General features: G+C 50.8%; 18 protein-coding genes. 16 read left to right on the plus strand and 2 right to left on the minus strand.

Going from position 1 to position 20,167, the window contains the following annotated elements; all coding sequences use genetic code 11:
- The first annotated feature begins 3 nt into the window (after window positions 1–3).
- The 14 genes from P2W70_RS12395 (at window position 4) to P2W70_RS12460 (ending at window position 16,390) form a co-directional block, all read left to right on the plus strand.
- A complete protein-coding gene (locus P2W70_RS12395; RefSeq protein WP_276481781.1) occupies window positions 4–669 on the plus strand; it encodes a gluconate 2-dehydrogenase subunit 3 family protein in 666 nt (221 codons plus the stop codon).
- A gap of 112 nt (window positions 670–781) precedes the next feature.
- Window positions 782–1,357, plus strand: coding sequence for a peptide deformylase (gene def, locus P2W70_RS12400; RefSeq protein ID WP_276481782.1), 576 nt, complete (start codon window positions 782–784; stop codon window positions 1,355–1,357).
- A 23-nt stretch (window positions 1,358–1,380) separates the two neighbouring features.
- Window positions 1,381–2,310, plus strand: a complete 930-nt coding sequence (locus tag P2W70_RS12405; RefSeq protein ID WP_276481783.1) for a M28 family peptidase — start codon at window positions 1,381–1,383, stop codon at window positions 2,308–2,310.
- A 120-nt stretch (window positions 2,311–2,430) separates the two neighbouring features.
- Window positions 2,431–2,772, plus strand: a complete 342-nt coding sequence (locus P2W70_RS12410) for a hypothetical protein (RefSeq protein WP_276481784.1) — start codon at window positions 2,431–2,433, stop codon at window positions 2,770–2,772.
- 90 nt (window positions 2,773–2,862) lie between these two features.
- Window positions 2,863–3,312: a hypothetical protein gene (locus P2W70_RS12415; RefSeq protein WP_276481785.1), complete on the plus strand. Its 450-nt coding sequence runs from the start codon at window positions 2,863–2,865 to the stop codon at window positions 3,310–3,312.
- 290 nt (window positions 3,313–3,602) lie between these two features.
- On the plus strand, window positions 3,603–4,700 hold the full coding sequence (ychF, locus tag P2W70_RS12420; protein ID WP_276481786.1) for a redox-regulated ATPase YchF: 1,098 nt from the start codon (window positions 3,603–3,605) through the stop codon (window positions 4,698–4,700).
- A 188-nt stretch (window positions 4,701–4,888) separates the two neighbouring features.
- Window positions 4,889–5,512: an RNA polymerase sigma-70 factor gene (locus tag P2W70_RS12425; protein ID WP_276481787.1), complete on the plus strand. Its 624-nt coding sequence runs from the start codon at window positions 4,889–4,891 to the stop codon at window positions 5,510–5,512.
- 78 nt (window positions 5,513–5,590) lie between these two features.
- Window positions 5,591–6,784 (plus strand): FecR family protein, encoded by a 1,194-nt coding sequence (locus tag P2W70_RS12430; protein ID WP_276481788.1) that lies wholly within the window; start codon window positions 5,591–5,593, stop codon window positions 6,782–6,784.
- A gap of 317 nt (window positions 6,785–7,101) precedes the next feature.
- Window positions 7,102–10,458, plus strand: a complete 3,357-nt coding sequence (locus P2W70_RS12435; RefSeq protein ID WP_276481789.1) for a SusC/RagA family TonB-linked outer membrane protein — start codon at window positions 7,102–7,104, stop codon at window positions 10,456–10,458.
- A gap of 10 nt (window positions 10,459–10,468) precedes the next feature.
- On the plus strand, window positions 10,469–11,929 hold the full coding sequence (locus P2W70_RS12440; protein ID WP_276481790.1) for a RagB/SusD family nutrient uptake outer membrane protein: 1,461 nt from the start codon (window positions 10,469–10,471) through the stop codon (window positions 11,927–11,929).
- A gap of 11 nt (window positions 11,930–11,940) precedes the next feature.
- Window positions 11,941–12,744, plus strand: coding sequence for a DUF4843 domain-containing protein (locus tag P2W70_RS12445; protein ID WP_276481791.1), 804 nt, complete (start codon window positions 11,941–11,943; stop codon window positions 12,742–12,744).
- A gap of 18 nt (window positions 12,745–12,762) precedes the next feature.
- Window positions 12,763–14,184: a PKD-like family lipoprotein gene (locus P2W70_RS12450; protein WP_276481792.1), complete on the plus strand. Its 1,422-nt coding sequence runs from the start codon at window positions 12,763–12,765 to the stop codon at window positions 14,182–14,184.
- 20 nt (window positions 14,185–14,204) lie between these two features.
- On the plus strand, window positions 14,205–15,308 hold the full coding sequence (locus tag P2W70_RS12455) for a TlpA disulfide reductase family protein (RefSeq protein ID WP_276481793.1): 1,104 nt from the start codon (window positions 14,205–14,207) through the stop codon (window positions 15,306–15,308).
- A gap of 839 nt (window positions 15,309–16,147) precedes the next feature.
- Window positions 16,148–16,390, plus strand: coding sequence for a hypothetical protein (locus P2W70_RS12460; RefSeq protein WP_276481794.1), 243 nt, complete (start codon window positions 16,148–16,150; stop codon window positions 16,388–16,390).
- Window positions 16,391–16,411: 21 nt separating this feature from the next.
- Here the strand turns inward: P2W70_RS12460 and P2W70_RS12465 are convergent, their stop codons facing one another.
- Together P2W70_RS12465 and cls are read right to left on the minus strand one after the other, a co-directional pair.
- Window positions 16,412–16,732, minus strand: coding sequence for an outer membrane protein assembly factor BamB family protein (locus tag P2W70_RS12465; protein WP_276481795.1), 321 nt, complete (start codon window positions 16,730–16,732; stop codon window positions 16,412–16,414).
- A gap of 43 nt (window positions 16,733–16,775) precedes the next feature.
- Window positions 16,776–18,269 carry a cardiolipin synthase gene (cls, locus tag P2W70_RS12470; RefSeq protein WP_276481796.1) on the minus strand — a complete coding sequence of 498 codons (1,494 nt, stop codon included), beginning with the start codon at window positions 18,267–18,269 and terminating at the stop codon, window positions 16,776–16,778.
- A 237-nt stretch (window positions 18,270–18,506) separates the two neighbouring features.
- Here cls and P2W70_RS12475 point away from each other — a divergent pair, with 237 nt between their 5' ends.
- Together P2W70_RS12475 and P2W70_RS12480 are read left to right on the plus strand one after the other, a co-directional pair.
- Window positions 18,507–18,926 (plus strand): DoxX family protein, encoded by a 420-nt coding sequence (locus P2W70_RS12475; protein WP_276481797.1) that lies wholly within the window; start codon window positions 18,507–18,509, stop codon window positions 18,924–18,926.
- A 294-nt stretch (window positions 18,927–19,220) separates the two neighbouring features.
- On the plus strand, window positions 19,221–20,081 hold the full coding sequence (locus P2W70_RS12480) for a hypothetical protein (RefSeq protein ID WP_276481798.1): 861 nt from the start codon (window positions 19,221–19,223) through the stop codon (window positions 20,079–20,081).
- Window positions 20,082–20,167 lie beyond the last annotated feature (86 nt).

The following is a 20,167-nucleotide window of genomic DNA, read 5'->3' on the forward strand; positions in this document are numbered from 1 at the left end:
ATTATGGACAGGAGAAAATCCCTTAAAGCATTAGCCTTAGGAACCCTTTCTGCCGGTGTATTGCTCGAAGCCTGTGGCGACGGCGATAAAAAGGCAGCCGATGATGCCGCGAAAGCTTCGCAGCCTGCCGGTACCATCGACCGTATGAAGGAAGAAGAGGCACACTATAAACAAGTTACTTCCAGCACCTTCTTTACCCCCGAAGAACTGGCCACCATCACCATCCTGGGCGATATCATCATCCCCAAGGACGATGTGAGCGGCAGTGCCTCCGATGCGAAAGTGCCCGAGTGGATCGAATTCATTGTGAAGGATATGCCCGAGCACCAGGTGCCCATGCGTGGCGGCCTGCGCTGGCTCGATATGCAATGCCTGCGCCGTTACGAAAAGGCGTTCAAGGGTTGCACCCAGCAACAACAGATGGAAATGGTAGACGAGATCGCCTGGCCCGCCAAGGCCAAGCCTGAAATGGCGCAGGGCGTAGCGTTCTTCAACCTGATCCGTAACCTGACGGTGACTGGTTTCTATACCTCCGAGATCGGGGTAAAAGACATCGGCTACAAAGGCAACACCCCCAACAAATGGAATGGGGTGCCCGACGATGTGCTGAAACAGTACAACCTCGCGTATACAGACAAGGAAAATAAGGAGTGCGCGAGCTACACCTAGTCAGCGTACCTCTTTAACAAAATACTAAGGAGATCCCGGCCTGCTGCTTTGCGCAGTTGCCGGGATCTTTGTATTTTACCCCAACGCAACGCTTCAGAAAACCTGTACAGCCATGATCATACCTATTGTTGCCTACGGCCATGATATCCTGCGGCAATCCTGCGCCGAAGTGCCCCCGGATCTTCCCGGTATCGATACCTTCATTGAAAATATGTGGCAAACGATGTACGTGGCCAGTGGCTGCGGATTGGCAGCACCACAGGTCGACAAACCCTGGCGATTGTTTATCGTAGACAGTGCGCAGACCTATAGCAAAATGGACCAGCGCGATCGCAAGCGTTATTTCGATACCCATGGGGGTATACAGGAAACTTTTATCAATGCCCGGATCACCAGCCGCTCGGCGACCACCTGGGTAGAGGAAGAAGGCTGCCTCAGCATTCCCTCCATCGAGGGTGCCGTAGAGCGTTCCTGGTCGGTCACCGTCGAGTACCTCGACCGCAATTTTACGCCACGGGAACAGACGTTCAGCGGTACCACCGCACGTATGATACAGCATGAATACGACCATACGGAAGGCATCCTGTACCTCGATTACCTCAAGCCACTGAAACGCACTTTGCTCAAGAGCAAATTGCAGAAGATCAGGGACGGCAAAGTGACCGTAAAATACCCCATGAAGTTCTAACCCTTGACTCACACGCATCCCTTATGCTGAAACATTTTTTACTGCTCTCTTCGCTGATTGTTGTGATGCAGGCTGCTACAGCCGGCCATACGGTCACCGACACGATGCTCGTGCGCCAGCACCTGGTCGCCTTGACAAAGCAAAACGGCTACCGGAATTACGAGGATACACAAGCCCTCAACAAAACGGCCGGTTATATCCGGCAGGTATTGCTTCAACATGCTGATACGGTGTACGAACAGACCTACCAGGTGGAAGGTCGTACGTACAGGAACGTGATTGCGTCCTTTGGCGTCAGGCATGCCAAACGCATCATCGTGGGCGCCCACTACGATGTATGTGGCAAGCAGGAGGGGGCCGATGACAATGCCAGTGGTGTGGCGGGGCTATTGGAATTGGCGCGCCAGTTCAAGGGCAGGCCGCTCCACAAACGGATCGACCTGGTGGCCTATACACTGGAAGAGCCTCCTTTCTTTCGTACCAAACAGATGGGAAGTTATGTGCACGCGCAATCGCTGAAATCCATGAAGGCCGATGTGGTGGGCATGATCAGCCTGGAAATGATCGGCTATTTCCGGGATGAGCCAGGTAGTCAGCAATATCCTCATCCCGCGCTGAAAGATCAGTATGGAGACAAAGGTGATTTCATCTCACTGGTGCGACTGTCGCGCCAGGATGCTTTTGTGGATGGCTTTACGCAGCATTTCCAGGCTGCCAATACGATCCGCTCCGTTCCCTTTGCCGCTCCTGCGGCGGTGACCGGTGTCGATTATTCGGATCATATGAACTATTGGCAAATGGGCATTTCCGCTTTAATGATTACGGATACGTCTTTCTTTCGCAATCATCATTATCACCAGGCAGGCGACAAACTGGAAACACTGGATATCACACGCCTGTCGAAGGTGGTAGATGGTGTATTGTCGGCCATGCTGGCCATGGCGACTGGTTAATTTTTAACATTTTTGACTTATACGTATGTTAATAATACCCGATGCATTTTATCAAATAACCAATGCGTCGTACATTTGCACCGCAGAACAAAAGATCAGACGAAGTGTATATTATTGGTTATGAAGAGAAGCTGGACTAAATATATCATTGGCTGTTTTTTGATCGTCGCGTTCCTGTTCAATGGAATTGTGCCGGATGTGATGATTCTGTCGGGACATGTCAACCAGCAACTGGTGGAAGAAACCATGACCGGGCAGGATAAAACAAAATCTGAACGCAATACGGAAGAGAAACAAGCCGATCCCCGTGCTGAAAACCTGCCAGACGCTCCTTCCACTTTTTATATTGATCCGGTGATGGCCTTCTTTTCGGCCGATCACATCATTCCCAGGAATATTTCCTTTACTGATGCCGTGTGCATTCCGGTACCTACTCCCCCGCCCGATATAACGATCCTGTAATCGATCCGTCAGGAATTTGATCCGATTTGCTTTTTGCAGGTAGTAGTGATACTATCCTGGGGTTCTTTTTTTCAATATAAATAATACACAATGCTTACTAAAAATCAATATATCGTAAAATCGTTTTTTATTGCTCTTTTCATGTTGGTAACGGCCGTGTCGATAGCTCAGGAGAGCAAGGATGGTGTAGTGCAGAAGAAAGTGGGTACCATCGATCACCCCGTGCAAAGCCTGGAGAAACTGGAGCCCGGCGTATTTGAATATGATCAGCAGCAATCGAAAACCCTGCAATTGCCCCAGGGCAAGCGCTATGGTTTTACCGTAGCCGAAGTAGAAGCTGTTTTTCCGCAGCTGATCAAGCATACCACCCGCACCTATATGTATGGTAAGAACACCTATCGTACCGCCACAGTGAAAACGGTAGACATGGAAAGCCTGATCCCGTTATTGGTGGCCTCCATCAAAGAACAACAACAGGAGATCGAACAATTGAAAAAAGAGCTGCAGGAACTGAAGAAGCCTGTAGCGGCTGTTAAATAATAGCAGACGGTTGGCGAGACCACGAAGGTCTGCTTGTACGGGTCCCCCTTGTGCTGCTGCATCAGTACCTGGGGGCTCGTTATTTTAAGCCCATTCTGCCCGTCTTCCGAGGTGTCATTTCCCCGCGTCCAACCGGTTGCGGACCCGATTTTCAAAAATGGGGCTTATACATCCCACGAATTGACTGCCAAAGACTTATTTCATCACGCCAAATTCCGTGTTTCGGCGTATCTTTGCGCGCCTGAAAAGGGCGGTGGCAGGTTGCCACCATCAATGAAAACTAATCTATTATGGCTTTACAAGCAGGCATCGTAGGATTGCCGAATGTAGGAAAATCAACTTTGTTCAACGCTGTGAGCAACAGCGCCAAGGCGCAGGCCAGCAATTACCGTTTCTGTACCATCGAGCCCAATGTTGGCCTGGTAGATGTACCGGATGCCCGCCTGAGTAAACTGGCCGAACTGGTAGTGCCCAACCGGGTAGTGCCTACACAGATCGAGATCGTGGACATCGCCGGCCTGGTGCGTGGCGCCAGCAAAGGCGAAGGATTGGGCAACCAGTTCCTGGGTAATATCCGGGAAGTAGACGCCATCATCCACGTAATCCGTTGTTTCGAAGATGAGAATGTACTGCGTGACGAAGGCGCCATCAACCCTGTAAGTGATAAAGAGATCATCGATACCGAACTGCAACTGAAAGACCTCGATAGCGTAGACCGCAAGATCGGTCGCGTAGAGAAGGCTGCCCGTACGGATCCCAAGATGAAATTGGAACTCGACGTTCTGCAGCGTTGCAAAGCGCACCTGGAGCAAGGTAAAAGCATTCGTGGACTGAACCTGTCGAAAGAAGACAAGGCAGCCATCGCCGATATGTTCCTGCTGACTGAAAAGCCCGTGTTGTATGTAGCCAACGTAGATGAGCCTTCCATGCATACCGGCAACAAGTTTTCCGAAGCGCTGGCCAAGGCTGCCAAAGAAGAAGGCGCCGAGATCATCGTGATGAACAACAACATCGAAGCGCAGATCGCCGAAATGGAAGATCCCGCCGACCGGGAGCTGTTCATGGAGGAATACAAAATGACGGAGCCTGCTCTGAACCGTCTGATCACCAGCGCTTACAAGTTGCTGAACCTGTTTACTTATTTTACCGCCGGCGTACAGGAAGTACGTGCCTGGACTATTCACCAGGGCTGGAAGGCGCCACAAGCTGCTGGCGTGATCCATACCGATTTCGAAAAAGGATTCATCAAGGCGGAAGTGATTGGCTACGGGGATTACGTGGCGCTCGGTTCTGAAGCGGCTGCCCGTGAAGTAGGTAAGCTGCGCATCGAGGGCAAAGAGTATGTCGTGAAAGATGGCGACATCATGCACTTCCGTTTTAACGTATAAGTATTTTACACTATTGACCTGGGTCAATACACCACATTATAAGGGAAGCACTACCAGTGTTTCCCTTTTTTTGTTGGCTATTCTCTGGCCACCGGCCCTGCTAAGCAATTACTACTACAGCAAATATTTCTCGCGGGGTAGCGGGTAAATCTACCCCGCTAAAACGTTTTTTTTGTTATCTTGAGGCCGTGTCACAGACTACGCGAACTGCTTTGTACGGGGATTTCAGTGACGAACGATTGGTAGCCTTGTTGCGGGATAATGATGAGGAAGCTTTTGTGGAGATCTACCATCGTTACTGGGACAAGCTACTGGCGATCGGGTACAACCACGCCCGTAATAAGGAAGTCGCTGAAGAAATTGTACAGGATGTACTGCTCAGTCTGTGGAATCGCAGGCACGATATGGAGATCGACCGCCTGGCCGCCTGGCTGGCCACTGCCGTGAAGTTTTCCGTCTTCAAATCCATCTCCCGCGAGAATCGCCGCAAAGACCTGCTCCAGGATCATACCGCCACCAACACCGATTTGCCCGTCGCTACTTTCGACGAAGAGCTCATCCAGGCCAAATTCCTGAAAGAATATGTTGATGGCTTAGTGGCAGGATTGCCCGAGCAATGCCGCCTCGTATTTGTCTATAGCCGCGATCACCAGCTTTCTACCAGGGAGATCGCAGAAACCCTCAACCTATCGCCCAAAACGGTCGAATCTCACCTCACCAAAGCCCTCAAAACCCTACGCCACCTGCTGGGCAACTATCGTTTTTTCACCCTCGCTTCACTTTTTATTAATATTTTCTTAAAAAAAATATAACGAGCACTCAGGGTACTCGTTGGTTCGTGGGTACATAGTTATAGGGGCTGCCCATCAGCTCCTGCCAAAAACTAACGCATGACCCCCGAAAGGCTCCAGCAACTTATCGATAAATACCTCAGTAATACAGCTTCTCCCGAAGAAGAACAGGAATTGACCGCCTGGTACAATGCCACCAATGAGCGCAGCGTGGAATGGCCAGTGGCCAATGCCGAAGAAGTGACCGCATTGAAAGATCGAATGCTGCGCAATATGCAGCAAGCTATTCATCCGGCCGCCCAGGCGCGTGTCGTGCCCTTTTATCGCCGACGCGGTTTGCAGGTCGCAGCAGCCGTGCTGGTGTTGATGGGCATTGGAGCCGCCATCTGGTTCAATGGCAACAACACGTCGACAACCGCGCCCACTGTAACTGCCAACGAAGCCGCTCCACTCCTGCCTGGTGGCAACAAAGCGGTACTCACCTTGGCCAATGGACAGCAGATCATATTGGATACCGCTGGCAATACCACCCTCGCTCAACAGGGTACCACCAGGATCATCAAACTCAACAATGGTCAACTGGCCTACCAGGATGCGAACAAAGCAACGGCTGGTGCCCAACCGCTGTTCAATACCATTGCTACGCCCAATGGAGGTCAATACGAAATCATTTTACCCGACGGAAGCCATGTGTGGTTGAATGCAGCTTCCTCCCTGCGCTTTCCTACAGCCTTCACCGGTGGTGAACGAAAAGTTCAGCTCACCGGTGAGGCTTATTTTGAAGTGGCCAAAAATGCCGCCATGCCTTTCCGTGTGTATACAGCCGACCGGCAGCACCAGGACAACGGCGTCGTGGAAGTATTGGGTACACACTTCAATGTAAATGCCTACGAAGACGAGCCGCTGGTGAAGACCACGTTACTCGAAGGCAAGGTGACAGTAGCTGCCATGGCGGCTCCCGGTACACCTGTCACCCTCGCACCCGGCAAGCAGGCGGCCTTTGCCTATGGCGTTGGCCGCCCTGCGTCCATCACTGTCAATACGGTGGATGCCGATGAAGTGATTGCCTGGAAGAACGGCATTTTCAATTTTAACCATGCCGATATCAGAACGGTTATGCGCCAGCTGGCACGCTGGTACAATGTAGAAGTGGTGTATGAAGGACCGCTCTCCAACGAATTGTTTGAAGGGGAGATACCACGGAACAGTACACTGACCGAAGTATTCAAAATCCTGGAATTAAGTGCGGTGCATTTCAAGGTCGAGGGCCGTAAGGTCACCGTAATGCCCTGATGTATCGCCATTGATTGTATAAACCTTTCCTGCCTCCCAACCTTATCCTGCGAAAGCAGACGCTCAACCAAGCTAACCGCTATCCTGCATGAAAGCACCAAAACCGATGTCATCGTTGTACTGAACGTATCAGTACGAAGGTTTACCCAATAAAAAGCCGCCAACGCGCCAACGTTGACGGCCAATGATGGGCAAAACCAGTTCTCAGGCTAATGGAACCAAATTGTTTAACCCAATTGATTAAAAGTATGATTTTTATCATTCTTCGCAAAAGCGCGCACCTACGGCGTTTTGTGAAGCCCAAAACCATCCTGGTTATGAGATTGACAGCTGTATTGCTTTTGATTGGCTGTTTGCAGGTTTCCGCTACGGGCAATGCCCAGCAAGTGAATATCTCCCGCGAAAATGCTTCGCTGAAGAAAGTCTTTGCCGACATCCGTAAGCAGACCGGCTACACCTTTTTTTACAATGCCCGGCTGCTCGACAATGCAGCGCCAGTTTCCGTTTCGGCGAAAAACGTCGACATGAAAGAAGTGCTCGACAAGATCTTCAGCAATCAATCATTGATCTACCGGATCGTCAATAAAACCATCGTGGTGAGTCCCCGCCCCGTGGTCATCGACAACAAAGTGGCTCCGTTGGCCGTCGACACCATTCCCGGTGAGTACACCATCAAGGGCACCGTCATCGATGACAGTACCGGCCGTGCCATCGAAGGCGCCAGCGTCATGGTAAAAGGTACCAAGAACGGTGTGCCTACCAGCGCCGGTGGTTACTTCTCCATCACCGGAAAAAAAGGTGCTACGGTGTTGATCAGCTTTGTGGGTTATGAAGGACAGACGTTCGTGATCCGTAATGGCAACCCCATTACCATCCGCCTCCGGCAGGGTGCCAGCAAAGATCCCCTGGCCAATATCGTTGTAACCGGTTATTCACTCATTAACAAAGAGAGTTTCACGGGTAATGCCGTCGTCGTAACCGGCGAAGAGTTGCGCAAGGTAAACCCGGTGAATGTGCTGCAAAGCATTCAGGCATTCGACCCTTCCTTCCGTATTGCCGATAACAACCTGATGGGGTCCAATCCCAATCAGTTACCCAATATCAACCTGCGTGGTACCACTGCCCTGCCCACTGGTACGGGCGATGTGATCAGCCGCGCCAACCTCCAGAGCAGCGCCAATATGCCCACCTTCATCCTCGATGGCTATGAAGTGTCGGTGCAGAAGATCGTTGACCTCGACAACTCCCGTATCGCCAGCATCACGCTCTTGAAAGATGCAGCAGCGACCGCCGTGTATGGCTCCCGCGCTGCCAACGGCGTAGTGGTAATTACTACCAAACAACCCAAGTCGGGCAAGCTGCAGGTTTTCTACAATGGCGACTACACCGTCAACGCGCCCGATCTTACCGATTATAACCTGCTCGATGCTGCAGAAAAGCTGGAATATGAAAGACTTGCCGGCCTGTATACCACTGTGGGCTCCCGTAGTTCCGACATGCAGGAAGCTCTCTACTACCAAAAGAAACGAAGTGTGCTGTCGGGTATCAATACCTATTGGCTCTCACAGCCGCTTCGTGTATCGCTCGGGCAAAAACACTCCCTGTACCTGGAAGGTGGTGGCAACGGTATCCGTTATGGGGTAGACATGCGCTACCAGGCACAGCCCGGGGTGATGAAAGGATCTACCCGCGACCGGTATAGCCTCGGCGTAAACCTGAATTATAATCCCAGCACCACCTTCCTGTTCAAGAACGAACTGACCTTTACCCAGGTAAATGCTACGGAGTCTCCCTGGGGTAGTTTTGGCGATTATTCCAGGATGAACCCCTACTATCCGAAAACAGATTCTTTGGGCAATATCATTCAGAATGTTGATGATTGGTTGATCAATACCGGCCGCTCGGGGCCCGATCAGTTTGTGACGAATTATGTACTGAACCCGATGTACAATAGCACACTGAGCTCTTTCAACAAGAACAAATACCTGGAGATCCTCGATGTGTTTTCCGGTGAATGGAACATTGCGCCAGGTCTGCGTGCCCGTGGCCTTGTCAGCCTCTTCAAAAGGAAGACGACCTATGATGTGTACACGTCGCCACTGGCCAACTATTACTTCTTCCAGCCGGCAGATAAAATGGATGAACGCGGCAGTTACTCTTATACCAATGTTGATGAAACAACAGTTGATGGTAACCTGACGTTGGGTTACAACAAACAGCTAGGCGATCACTTCTTCAACGCCACGCTGGGTGCCAATATCCGTACTTCCACGCTCGACCAGAACTCGTTTACGGCAGTAGGATTCCCCAACGACCGCTTTACCAATATTGGTTTTGCACAAGGATACCTGGAAGGCGCTACGCCTGGTGGTTCTTTCTCCCGCTCGCGTTTGTTCGGTAGCTTCCTGAGTGGCAACTATACGTACAAGAACAAGTACCTGTTCGACGGTACCGTTCGCACCGATGGCTCTTCCCTATTTGGCACCGACAACAAGATGGCGACCTTCTGGTCACTGGGTGTTGGCTGGAATGTACACAAGGAAGCCAACTTCAAGAGCAAGATCATCAGTCAACTGAGGCTGCGTGGTAGTACCGGTATCACCGGCGCCGTCAACTTCGGTCAGCATATGGCTAAGACGCTCTTTAGCTACTACGCCAGTTGGTATTCCACGGGTGTGGGCGCTATTGTATCTAGTTACGGCAATCCTGCCCTCAAATGGCAGCAAACGCGTAACTACGATGCAGGCGTCGATCTGGGCCTCTTTAACGACCGGATCATGATCTCGCCCCGCTATTACCACAAGCTCACCACCGATTTGTTGTCTGATATCACCCTCGCGCCTTCTACCGGCTTTGGGTTTTACAAGGACAACCTGGGTGACATGCTCAATGAAGGTTTTGAGCTGAACCTGAAGGCGGTAATCGTGAAGCGGAAAGACTGGTTTGTAAACGTGTTCGCGAATATGGCGCGTAATACCAACAAGATCGTGCGTATCTCCAATGCGCTGAAAGCTTATAACGATAAGGTGGATGATGCGCAAAACAACAGTTTTGCATCGCAGCCCCTGGTACGCTACAACGAGGGCCAGTCGCTCAATACGATCTATGCCGTACGTTCGCTGGGTATCGACCCGGAGAATGGCCGCGAGGTATTTCTGAAGAAAGATGGCACGTATACCTATGACTGGGATGTGAAAGACATCGTTGCTGTGGGCGATAACACACCTTTCGCCGATGGCTTCTTTGGCGCTTCTGCGCAATACAAAGGATTCCAGGTACAGGTGCAATTCTACACCAGGTTTGGTGGAGAAGATTACAACCAGACGCTGGTTGACCGGGTAGAGAATGCAGATCCTCGCTACAACGTAGACCGCCGGGTACTGGCCGAGCGCTGGAAGCAACCAGGTGATATTGCCAAATACAAGGACATCTCCGATATTGGTTCCACACGGGTTTCTGATCGCTTTGTACAGCGAGACAATGTACTGGAGTTGCGCTCGGTGTACGCCTCATACGACTTCAACAAGTCGCTGGTAAAACGTTTGGGCATGAATATGCTGCGCGCTTCTTTCACGATGAACGATGTGTTCAGGTCCTCTTCGATGGCGATAGAAAGAGGTCTCGACTATCCATTTGCCCGTGCCTTCACACTCTCTCTTCAAACAAGCTTTTAATTACTTAGGTATGAAAAAATACTTATTCATCATAACACTTGCCGCGTTCTCCGGTTCCTGTAACAAATGGCTGGACGTAAAGCCGGAAGACGCGATTAGCAAGGAAGAGTTGTTTAAAACGGAATCCGGCTTCCTGGAAGCGATCAATGGCGTGTATACCGCTGCGGCAAACGAGCAACTGTACGGCGTAGAGCTTTCTGCCGGACTGCCGGATGCGCTGGCGCAAAGCTTCCACCTGGAGCCCAATGACCGGAATGGGTACTACCAGGCAGCCCAGTACAACTACCAGGATGGGCATGCGATGTCCCGTATTTCCAGCATCTGGGGCAAGACCTACAATGCCATCGCCAATTGTAATCTGATCCTGGAGAACATCAACAACAGTACGCCGATGCTGCCGGTGAACAAGGCACTCGTAGAAGGGGAAGCGCTGGCATTGCGGGCCTACCTGCATTTCGATATGTTACGTTTATTCGGCCCATCCTTTGCCACCGCACCTGCCGGCAAATCCATTCCTTACGTTACCTCCTACTCCAACAAGGTAACCCCTTTGTCGACGGTCACAGAAGCCCTGAACCTCATGGTGACGGACCTCATCAAGGCCAAGGAGATCCTGAAACGATACGACCCGATCCTTACCGAAGGGTATAAAGTAGGCTATCCCGGCGATACGGCTTCCAAAGAGCAGCAATCGCAGGTATTGTTCCAGCAGAACAGAAGGCACCGCTTGAATTACTACGCCGTTTGTGGTACGCTGGCCCGGGTTTACCTGTACCTCGATAAAAAGGCCGAAGCCCTGGCGAATGCACAGGAAGTGATCACAGCCGGCAAATTTCCCTGGACCAAAGCGGCAGATTTTATCCAATCGGATATAACGCTCAAAGACAGGATTCTTTATCCGGAGATCTTATTCGGCTGGTTTGCCGATCGGTACGAAAACTCCTACCTGTCGCGGTTTGAATCCGGCGCAGCGGGTTTGTTTATCGCCCTGGCTGCCGGCGACAACCTGTATGAAACAGGTGGTGTGGGTGGTGAGGACCTGCGCCTCAAACACTGGTTCACGATGGTCAAAGACAACTCCATCTCCCGGTACGAACTGGTGAAATACAAACGCGATAAGGAGACCAACCGGCATCCGCTGGTATTGCCGGCCATCCGCCTGAGCGAGATGTATTATATCGCGGCAGAAACGACCTGGGATACCGATCCTGCCAAAGCCCTTTCCTACCTGAATACCGTACGCAGGCAACGTGGTATCATCTCCGATATCAATACGGCCGATAAACAGGTATTCGTGAATGAACTGGTAAAGGAAGTACGGAAAGAAACCTATGCCGAAGGACAAATCTTCTACCTGTACAAGCGCCTCAACCGCGGTATCGTGCAGGAATCGGGCGCCGTGCTGACGCCATCCAATAAGGTGTTTGTACTGCCGCTGCCCAACGATGAATTAGAATACGGTCAACGCTAAAAGCTCCGAACATGAAACAAGTATTTGTCTTTTCTACGATATGTGCACTGGCACTGATTGCCTGCAAAAAGACGCCTGATTTCACGTACCAGGCGGCCAAACAAAATGTGTATTTCGACCTGAACCCGAAGGATAGCGTGGTGTTCACCTTTGCCTATGAGCCAACGCTGGCCAAAGACACGATCTATCTGCCTGTAAAGTTGAACGGCCTGCGGTCGAATGGTGCCCGTCAGTTCGGCATCACGGTGGTCGACAGCAATACCACGGCCAAAGCAGGGTTGCATTACGAGGCTTTCAAAAACTGGTACGACCTGCCGGCCGATACCGGCCTGTTTCGCCTGCCGGTGATCCTGCTCAACACCGATCCGTTGCTGGAACGTGAGTCCGTGAAACTCACGTTGCAACTGAGACCGGGTAACGGTATCGACACGGCGATGAATAAACTGATCAAAGTGAAGATCTTGCTCAGTAACAAACTGGAGAAGCCATCCTGGTGGGGTACCTGGCCATTGGGTGCGTATTCGCAAACCAAGCACCAGCTGTTTATGATCGCTACCGGTGTTACCTCGATGACCACCGAGGGACTTGATGCGCCACGCAACCTGTACCTCACGGGCAGGCTGACCGTAATGCTGGCCGATCCGCTGGCCTGGGTAAAGAACAACCCGGAAAAAGGGTATGTGGCCACGCAGAAGGCGGATGGTAATTACGATTTCTACCATCCCTCCAACCCTGCCAAAACGATCCTGGTGCGCAAGAACAATACGACGGGCCGGTTTTACTTCGTAGACGAAGCCGGGCTCGACATCAACTAACCAACCAACTTATTTCTCATGCGTAAGATATTCATCATGATAGTAGCTGCCGGCCTGTTGATCCTGGCAGGCTGTTACAAAGACAAAGGCAACTATGAGTATAGTGTGCCCGAAGCGCCGTTGGTCACCAACCTCGATACTGTTTACTCGGTATTTGTAGGGGATAGCCTGATTGTAAAGCCAACGGTGAATTACAGTCATCCGGAAGCGCTTCGCTACGATTGGAAGATCGCCGTGCCGGAGATCTTATCCGACCTGACGTTCAAAGGCCCTGCAATCCGTACCGTATTCGGTATTGGCGCCAATCGCTACAATGCGCGCCTGACGATCACCGACAGCAGCAATGGCATGAAGTATTTTTATACGTTCATTGTGAGTGGCAAGACCGATTTCTTCCAGGGTACGACCGTGCTGAGCGAAGACAAACGCGCTACCATCCTCTCTTTTATCAAGGCAGACGGTACGGTGGTTCCTAATATTTACGAAGCGGCCAATCCCGGCGAAAAGCTGGGCGACCATCCGCGTCAACTGATCGGCCTGCGCCACGACAACATTGCCCCCAAGCACATATCCAGCTATTGGGTGTTTACCGATGGTGGCAACAAGGGTGTGCAGATCAGCTCCAATACGATGAAGAAAAAGAAGGACCTCGCTGGCAACTTCTTTACACCACCCGCGACTATTACGCCTGGTGATCTCATCGGCACGTCGATGGAATCGTTGAATGGCGTGATCAGCGGAAAGCTCTACGCAGGTACTACGCAGACCTGGAACCTGAACCCGCTGTACAACATGTTTGGATTGCCGGCAGAAGGTGATTACAACCTGTTTGACCAGGCAGCGTTTAATTCGGTGATGCCCTATTTCCTGGGCTACGATAAGGTGCGTAAGCAGGTGGTAGCGTTTACCAATTTTGGTACACCGGCTTATATCGGTACCACTTATACAGCGGTGGGTGACACCTTCGATCTGCGTAAAGTGGGCCTCGACCTCTTGTACTTTACACAAGTCAACAATGGCAACTGCTTTGCGTTGGGCAAAGATGCTTCCGGAACGCTGAAGGAGATCAAGTTTGGCGCCGCTTTCATGGGCTTTATTCAATTGCGTGCCGAATACATCCGCACGTTTGCCCAGCCGGCGCTGATCAAACCTGACACCAAATGGGCTTTTGCACCAGCGGAGATCTTCTACTTCACCTCGGGTGACAAGATCTACCGCTACAACCCGCTGAACCAGGATATCCGTGCGCTGGTCACCGATTTTGGTGGCAAAGCAGTAACGATGCTCAAGTTTATCGATGGCGGCAATACCCTGCTGGCAGGCACGGCTGGCAGTTTATATCAACTCGATGTCAGCACCGGCAAATTTGGCGAGATCATCAAGAAACAAGACGGCATTCCAGGTAATACCATCGATGCCGTGATCCGTAACGACCGATAATAACTTATTAAACCACAATAATGATAACCAAGAGAAATTCCGTTTTCGCCCTGCTGCTGGCAGGCGCCGCTACCGCAATCGGCTGGCAACAGCCAACAGCTCCGGAGACCTTCACGGTCAATGGCAATGTCAGCGATTTCAAAGACAGCATTGTATTCCTGACCTATGGCACCTTCGATGATACGAAGATCGACAGTGCGAAGGTGCTTGATGGCAAATTTGTGTTCAAAGGGCTGGTGTCCGAACCCGTGCAGGGCATGTTGTTTTCCCGCAACTACCGCCTGCGCCTCGATCTCTTTGTAGATAAAGGAGCGGTGAATGTAGCCGGTACCATCGATGATATGAAAGTGACTGGGACCCCCGTGGTGAACGAGTACGAGGTATTCAACCGCCAGGTGATGGGCAACCGCAAATGGGTAAACGGTATCTTCCAGGAGGCGTACAATGCCAAGCAGGCGGGCGATACAACCCGTGCGCGACTGCTGGAAGCAGATGGCAACAAGTGGTATGCCTACGAGTACGATATCCGCAAGGCTTATATCCGCAATCACCCTTCCAGCCCCATTGCTGCGCGCGAATTGCTGATGTATGTAAATAACAAGACGCTGGCAGAATGCACCCCGATGTATGAAGCGCTGACGGCGGAGGTGAAGGCTTCGGCACAAGGTCAGGAGCTGACGAAACGCATGGCGTTGCTGAACACGATCGTTACCGGCAAACCTGCCCTGCCCTTTTCTCAGGCCAATGTAGACGGCAAAAAGATCAGTCTGGCCAATTACAAGGGCAAGTATGTATTGCTCGAATTCTGGGCTTCCTGGTGCGGTCCCTGCCGGGCAGAGAATCCCAACCTGCGCAAACAGGTAGAGATCTTCGGTGCGAAGGGTTTCAATGTACTGGGCATTTCGCTTGACAAAGCCAAGGCGCCCTGGGTACAGGCGATCGAAAAAGACGGCCTGACCTGGCCCCAGGTATCTGACCTGAAAGGCTGGAACAACGAGATCGCTGTATTGTATGGCGTCAAGGCCGTACCGGCGAACTTCCTCGTCGACCCTTCGGGCAAGATCATTGCGCAGGACCTGCGTGGTGAGGCACTCAATAAGAAACTGGCTGAGATCTTCAAATAGCCTTTAAGATAGTTTTTCCCCCTTCCCCGTTCAGGCCTACCAAAGCGATAGCTGCGGCGGGCCTTTTTGTTGGGGGGATGGACTGGCTTGCTGTTCTGAAGTGCGTAAATGCCCCATAAATAGCTTTGCTGGGGCTGCTGGCTCTTTGGTTGCGATCGGCTGTTTGGAGCGCTGACGGCCTCCTTGTTGACTTTAAAGCGGCCACTGCCTTCTGCATATCCCCCCGCAGTCAAGTGGTTGTAAAATAGGCTTCCTATGGGAATGGCGCGTTCACTGCGACACCGTCGCCCCAAAGCCGACCTGCTGGAAGCATCTGGCTGAGAGAAGCTTGCCAGCCTCCCACTAACTCCTTTATAGGTTAGGGATTACTAACGGATAAGTTCCTTCATGGAGAGATATTTATGTATGCCATGTGCACCGGGATTTTTAGCGTGTGCTGTGCGTGGAATGTCTGTGAAACCTGTAAATATTGAGTGTTCCACGGGGAACCACAATACAGGCGTGGTTTTCACGTTCAGGTGATTTTCTTTGATATACGTCAAAAAGGAGGGAAATAAGCGGAGTGCCTGACAATAAAAGTTATATAAACCCGTTTATAGCGCAACTTTCGCATAGCCGTCCTTTGTGGTTGAAGTGCGTGTGAAACACCCTACTATACACTCGAGCAGGCTTCTTCTTCACAAATTTTTTTTCATGATTTCTTACGACTGGAAACAAGCTTCCTACGGGGATAGGGGCGATTGTTGCGACCATTGTCTTGCTGGTAATCGTTTATCTGTGGTTCACCCTTTCGTCGGCACGCTTCCGATCTACCTGGATAGGTCGTATCTTGTGCAGGTATGTTGTTACTCACAGGCAATTTGGGAGCTGTAGTATGCCTTATACTGGCGGCCCTGCTATTGTTATCTGTTGCTTTTCATTTTGTCGTGCTCTATGTCTTGCACCAGGTATCGTCTGTCGATCAATGGATGAAGAATAGCAAGGCCACAACCCCTGTTTTGTATAGGCTATCGATCACAGCGCTTTTTGCCTTGAATACCGCACTGGTATTTTTATTCGCCTTTTTGGTGTTGGGTGACTAGTATCAGGCGTTATTGACCTGATCAGGTATTGGATTGGCTATGTTCTACCCGGGTGATGAACTGCGTATTGTTACCCTGGCGGGCAAGCGCCACTTCGTTGTAGCCCATTCCCTTGAGATCGTTAGACCATTGTATCTCTCCGTCGGACACACGGAGGCAGTAGATTCGCCCAAAGCAGCCGGCGAAAATCTTGTCACCGTCCATCAGTACACTGACATCGTTGCCGCGGGAGCCTCCAAAAGTGCCTTCTCTTAACTTGGTACGCCAAATTTCTTCTCCTGAATTGGCCCTAACGGCAGAAACGAAACCATTACAACCGATAATGAGTAAGTCTTTTTGCATATTGGGGTATTTTGATCCATTGGTCGATAGTGTGTGGGAATTATTACAGCATCGGCGCTACCAACCTCGCCGTCTTCTCAGTAAGTTCATAATACCAGGGGCGTGCTTCCCACCGTACCGGATCGATCTGCTCGGCTCCTTTCAGGTCTTCATAAAAGATGGTACGGAGTTCGCTGGCTATTTCCTGGTCGTATACGATGGCATTCACTTCAAAATTGAGGTCAAAGCTGCGGTAGTCCATATTCGCACTGCCCACGATGGCCACCTTGCTGTCGGTGACCATGGTCTTGGCGTGTACAAACCCCTTCTGGTAGCGATAGATCTCCACCCCTGCCTTCAGTAGTTCGGCATAATAGGATCGTGCAGCGGTATTGACGAATTTGGAGTCAGATACACCGGGCACCAGCAATTTTACCTTTAAGCCACTCAATGCAGAAACGATCAGGGCTTCCAGGATGCTTTCGCCGGGGATGAAGTACGGTGTGGTGATCAGAATCTCTTCCTGCGCCAGGTAGATGGCTTGCAGTAGGGAGAATAAAATGGTGGGCCGGTCAGAGTCCGGACCACTCGCTGCCATTTGCACCAGTTTATTGCCACGCGGCATAAACGGATGTTCTTTGGGAAACAGGTCGTTTGTGAGGGTGGCGGTTTCATTGGCGCAGAAATTCCAGTCGGCGAGGAACAAGTACTGCAGGTAATGCACGCCCGGACCTTCGATGCGCAAATGCGTATCCCGCCAGTACAGGTTTTTGTTCTTGCCGCCTGGTTTGATGCCCGAGCTTTTGGAGTCGGGCGTATTGATGTACCGGTCGCTCACATTAATGCCCCCCACAAACCCCACTACCCCATCGATAACAATGATCTTGCGGTGGTTGCGGTAATTGAGGCGGTTAGCCAGGGCGATGAAGATGATTTTGTGAAAAGCATAAGCCTTGGCACCTGCATCGCGCAGGCGACGCACCATTTTCTTTCGGATGGTCCGGCTGCCGAAATCATCGTAGATGAACCGCACGATCACCCCTTCCTGTGCTTTCCGGATCAGAATTTGCTCGATGGCGCGGCCAATCTCATCGTCTTCGTAGATGTAATATTCAATGTGAATATGGTGTTTGGCCTCTTCGAGGGCTTTTAGTACTTCGGGAAATTTTTGCTCCCCGTTCACAAGCAGTTTCACATTGTTGTTGGCGGTAAGCGGGCTGCTGCCATCTTTCAGCAGCAGGTGTGCGAGTTCTTTGTTGGCGGCGATCGCCGGGTTCTTGCGTTCTAAATTGTGCAAGGTATAATGAACGATCTCTGCATGGATCTGTTCATCGAGTTTGTTGTCTTTAACGATCTTCTTGTTGTATATTTTCCGCTTCCGGTAGTTGATACCAAACGAAAAGTAGATGAAGATACCAGCGATGGGCAGAAAGATAACCAGTAGCATGTAGGCAATGGTCTTGGTGGTACTGCGGGTGTCATAGATGACGCGCAGGCAAACCAATACGACCACAATAACGTAAATGATCTCGTAGACCAGTAACCATTTCTCTTGCATAGATCCGTGCTGCTGAATATGATGGGATGCTGTGAAGGTAGGGCAAAATTGGGGTTGCGCTCCGGCTTGTGGAGAGATCGACAATTTTTTCACGCATTATGTCGCCCGGTGATGGAGAATTTGCCGTCAAGCCAGCACGAACAGCCTGCCAGTCGCATTGGCCCCCTTCAATTGACGTATACACCGCCCAGGCAAGCGGGATAAGGGTTATAGCTTTGAACAATCAAAATTATAGCCATGAAAAAAACAAACATTCTTTACTGGGTTTTCAATGGTCTCTTCGGAGGCTTTATGTTGTTCTCTGCGATTCCAGATATCGCGAACGAAGCGGAAGCCGTACAGTTCATCAACGGTTTTCTGGGGTATCCGAAATACATTATCCCCTTCATTGGTGTGGCAAAAGTATTGGGCGTAATAGCCATCCTGGTGCCCGGTTTTCACCGTCTCAAGGAATGGGCCTATGCCGGCTTAGCCATCGATCTCGTAGGTGCTACCTACTCGTTAATGTCGGTGGGTATGAAAGAATGGGTCTACAACCTGATATTCCTAGCGTTTTTCGCAGTATCCTATTGGCTCTACGTAAAGAGAAAACGCCTGCAGGAGGAAGCCAAACTGGCGCCACGGCGAAATCAATATGTTTCTGGCGCGATGGCGTAAGGTGATTGCATAAAAACTCGTAAGGGCCTGGTGGTGTATACTGCCAGGCCCTTTTTAATGCGCTCAACTGCCAATCCACATTTTAGGATATCTCGTAGATATCCCGTAGATGTCTCGTAGATATCTCGTAGATGTCCCGTTTCTATATAGGTACGGAACATCTACGGGATATAGATGGTTTATTTACGAAACTTATACGTTATATCAGTATAACTGTTGGCCAGTTAATATGCCTGTAACAGCTCAGTGGTGGCCGGTTAACATTATTTATCATCTTTTAAAAACCAATAACAAATGGCAAAACTCAACGAAGAATTCTCGTTTACGGGTTCGATTGGTAAATTGTCTGTTTACCAGATGAAAGGAGTAGATAAGCCAGTCGTGCGACGCAAGGGTGGACCTTCAAAAAAGAAGGTGAGCGAGGGTGAAAATTTTGAAAATACACGGCGCCGAAATTCTGAATTTGGTGGGCGTGCTGCGGTAAGCGGCTGGATCATGCGGGCACTACATCATCATAAAAGGCTGGCTGATTATAACATTGCCGGTCCACTCAATGTATTGATGATGCCCATCCAAGAAATGGACATGTCAACGCATCGCGGACAACGACCGATCTTGTTATCAGCAAACCCGGAGATACTGAAAGGGTTTTCGCTCAACCGAGGCACCTCCTTTGATACGATCGTCAAGACTGCGTTGGAGTATCGTTTCGAAGGGAACAAAGCCTCCATCCTGATACCTGCCCTGGTTCCCGCCATTAATTTCTCCCCTTCTTCCCGGTATCCGTGGTTCAGGATCATCGTGGCGCTTGGCCTCGTTCCCGATCTTATTTTCATGAAAGGTGGTCTTCCCATCGACCCCGACTATGATTCATTCTCTGATCCCCAGTCTAAACGCTGGCGTTTTTCGTACGAACCTGCTCATCCTGATTATGAACGATTTTATGGGGCGCCCAATGAGGTAGGTACTTCCTGGTTTCCCGTCAAAAAGGGCATGCCTTCGGTCATGCTTGACGTAGACCTGGGTGGCGTGCCGCCGGCCAACGACCATACGCTGATACTTTCCGTGGGTATTCAATACGGCAACCAACTGGAAATCGATGTGATAGAGGAGGCGCCTTACGCGGGGGCAGCAAAGATACTTGCGGTAAGATAAATGGGAAGCAACGGCTGCCCAACAGCATAGTAGTCATTGATCGGATATAATAACAAAACAAAGCGCCCAAAGTCGTACAACTTTGG

Origin of the sequence: Paraflavitalea pollutisoli, assembly GCF_029360705.1 — a bacterium.
Classification (GTDB): domain Bacteria; phylum Bacteroidota; class Bacteroidia; order Chitinophagales; family Chitinophagaceae; genus Paraflavitalea; species Paraflavitalea pollutisoli.